The organism is Kitasatospora sp. NPDC059973 (assembly GCF_042737525.1).
In the GTDB taxonomy this organism is placed as follows: Bacteria; Actinomycetota; Actinomycetes; order Streptomycetales; family Streptomycetaceae; genus Kitasatospora.
On record NZ_JBHWUI010000349.1, the window covers coordinates 1 to 2,415 of the forward strand.

2 protein-coding genes and 2 pseudogenes are annotated in these 2,415 nt (G+C 74.2%); 3 read left to right on the top strand and 1 reads right to left on the bottom strand.

The window, feature by feature from the left end:
• Positions 1–237 (top strand): annotated as a pseudogene (locus ACFWA9_RS38985) (UDP-glucose 4-epimerase GalE); the annotation flags it as partial.
• A gap of 147 nt (positions 238–384) precedes the next feature.
• On the opposite strand, the gene ACFWA9_RS38990 reads toward ACFWA9_RS38985, so the two are convergent.
• Positions 385–1,044 carry a TetR/AcrR family transcriptional regulator gene (locus ACFWA9_RS38990; protein WP_352290658.1) on the bottom strand — a complete coding sequence of 220 codons (660 nt, stop codon included), beginning with the start codon at positions 1,042–1,044 and terminating at the stop codon, positions 385–387.
• 118 nt (positions 1,045–1,162) lie between these two features.
• On the opposite strand from ACFWA9_RS38990, the gene ACFWA9_RS38995 reads away from it, so the two are divergent.
• Together ACFWA9_RS38995 and ACFWA9_RS39000 are read left to right on the top strand one after the other, a co-directional pair.
• Positions 1,163–1,744, top strand: a complete 582-nt coding sequence (locus tag ACFWA9_RS38995; RefSeq protein WP_329489311.1) for an NAD(P)H-dependent oxidoreductase — start codon at positions 1,163–1,165, stop codon at positions 1,742–1,744.
• 339 nt (positions 1,745–2,083) lie between these two features.
• Positions 2,084–2,415 (top strand): annotated as a pseudogene (locus ACFWA9_RS39000) (DNA-binding response regulator); the annotation flags it as partial.

The following is a 2,415-nucleotide window of genomic DNA, read 5'->3' on the forward strand; positions in this document are numbered from 1 at the left end:
TGCAACCTCGGCAACGGCAGCGGCTTCTCGGTCCGCGAGGTCATCGAGTCGGTCAAGCGCGTCACCGGCCGCGAGATCCCGGTGGTCACCGCCGAGCGCCGCGCCGGCGACCCCGCCGTCCTGGTGGCCTCCGCCGAGCGTGCCCACCAGAGGCTCGGCTGGACCCCCAAGCGCCCCAACCTCGACGACATCGTCGCCGACGCCTGGAAGTTCACCCTGGAGAAGAACGGCCTCTAGGCCTCGGCCCGCGGTAGTCGGCCCGTGCCGTGAACGAAGCGCCGCTCCCCACCCCGGGGGCGGTGCTTCGCCGTTCCCGTCGCTCGCCGGTGCGCCGGTGGTCAGTGCGCCGGTCTGTCGGTGGTCAGTGCACCGGTCTGTTGGTGGTCAGTGCGCCGGGCGAGCGGCATAGGCGCGCAGGAAGGCCCGCACGCCGGTGGTGACGAGCTCCTCGGTCTCCGCCGGGGCGAGCGGGAACGCCCCCCAGTAGGAACGCTGGGTGATCTCGCTGCCGACGAGCAGGACGAAGTGCTGTGCGGCGCGCTCCGGATCGGGGACGTCCAGCAGTCCGCGGTCGGCCAACCCGCCGAACCGGAAGCCGAGTTCGACCACGGCCCGACGCGGCCCGGCGGCCTGCCAGGCCTCCAGCAGGTCCTTCGGGAGATGCGCCGCCTCGGCGTTGATCTGCCGGACCAGCGCGAAGTGGTCGGCGAACGCCGTCAGCGATCCCACCCAGGCCAGGCCCAGCGCGACGAGGTCCGACTCCAGGTCGGTGACCTTGGCCAGGTGGCGGTCGATGACCTCCAGCTGGGCGTTCCCGACCTGTCCGGTGCTCTCCTGGACGACGGTCCGGAAGAGCAGCTCCTTGCCGGTGAAGTGGTTGTAGATGGTGCGGGTGGACACCCCCGCCTCGGCCGCGATGGCGTCGATGCCGGCGCGGGAGTAGCCGTCCCGGCCGAAGACCGTCCGGGCGGCCCGGGTGATGGCCTGTCGCTTCTCGGCCAGTCCTCTTCGGGGCGCGGTCGGGGTGTCGTTCTCACCGGTCATCGAGGGGCTCCCGAGAAGTTTGCCATAAGCGTTGTACCTATTGCCATGAACGTTGTACTTTACCTGACGGGCCGTCCGATCGGGCGGTGACCGCAGAGACCAACTCCCGGAGACCGTCATGTCCGAGACCCCGTACCGCGTCGCCGTCATCGTCGGCAGCAACCGCCCGGGCCGCGTCGCGCCCACCGTCGCCGAGTGGTTCGTGCGCACCGCCGGGCAGCGGGCCGATCTCGATCTCGATGTCATCGACCTGGCCGACCATCCGCTGCCGCACCTGGGCGAGGAGCCCACGGCCGAGCAGGCCGAGTGCCTCGCCGCGCTCTCGCCCCGGCTGGCCGCCGCCGACGCGTTCGTGGTGGTCACGCCCGAGTACAACCACAGCTTCCCCGCCGTGCTGAAGAACGCGATCGACTGGCACCGCGCCGAGTGGCAGGCCAAGCCGGTCGGCTTCGTCTCGTACGGGGGCCTCGGCGGCGGGCTGCGCGCGGTCGAGCAGCTCCGGCTGATCTTCGCCGAGCTGCACACCGTCACCGTCCGGGACTCCGTCAGCTTCCACAGCGTCTGGGGCGCCTTCGGGGAGGACGGCGAGCCCGTCGACCCGACCGTCCCGACCGGCGCCGCCAAGGGCATGCTCGACCAGCTCACCTGGTGGGCCCACGCGCTGCGGGACGCCCGCGCCGTCCGCCCCTACGGCGCCTGACCGGCCGCCGGTCGCTGGGACACCCGGGCCGCCCCCTCCACGGCGTCGCCCGGGCCGCCCCCTCCACGGCGTCGCCCGGGCCGCCACCACCCCGGTCACCGCCGCCCGCCGGGAGGCGCCGCCGTCGCCGAATCACGCCAAGTCCGCACCTCCTGACGAAACTTCACCAAACCCCCACCGGGCCGTCCCCCACCCCGTACGCTGATTCCGGTACCGGTGGGGGTCGGTGCTTTGGTCCTCCCGGGAGCCGGGGGGTGGGCGGCGGAGCAGGACCCGGGCCACGGCGGTGGTCCGCGCCGGCGCCCCGGGCGCAGCTCGGCCGAACAGGGGGGAGTGACGATGGGGCGGATCCGCGTCCTGGTGGTCGACGACCACCGGATCTTCGCCGAGGCGCTGGCTGCGGCGCTCGCCGCCGAGCCCGACGTGGAGGTCGGCGCGGCCGGCAGCGCGGCCGCCGCCGAGCGCGCCCTGGAGCGTGCCGCCACCGAGGGCCGGGCCTTCGACGTCGTCCTGATCGATGCCGACCTCGGTGCCGACGCCGACGGAGCGCGTACACCGCGCCAACCCGGTGCCGACCCGCCCGAGGCCCTGCGACGGCGCCCGCCGGTGACGCTGCCCGCGCCCCGCCGCCCGGCCGCCGCACCCGGGCCGCCCGCCGGCCCCGGTGTCCC

Bases quoted from the DNA above. Each gene is read 5' to 3' on its own strand.
- ACFWA9_RS38990 (WP_352290658.1), bottom strand. From the start codon at position 1,044: ATGACCGGTGAGAACGACACCCCGACCGCGCCCCGAAGAGGACTGGCC.
- ACFWA9_RS38995 (WP_329489311.1), top strand. From the start codon at position 1,163: ATGTCCGAGACCCCGTACCGCGTCGCCGTCATCGTCGGCAGCAACCGC.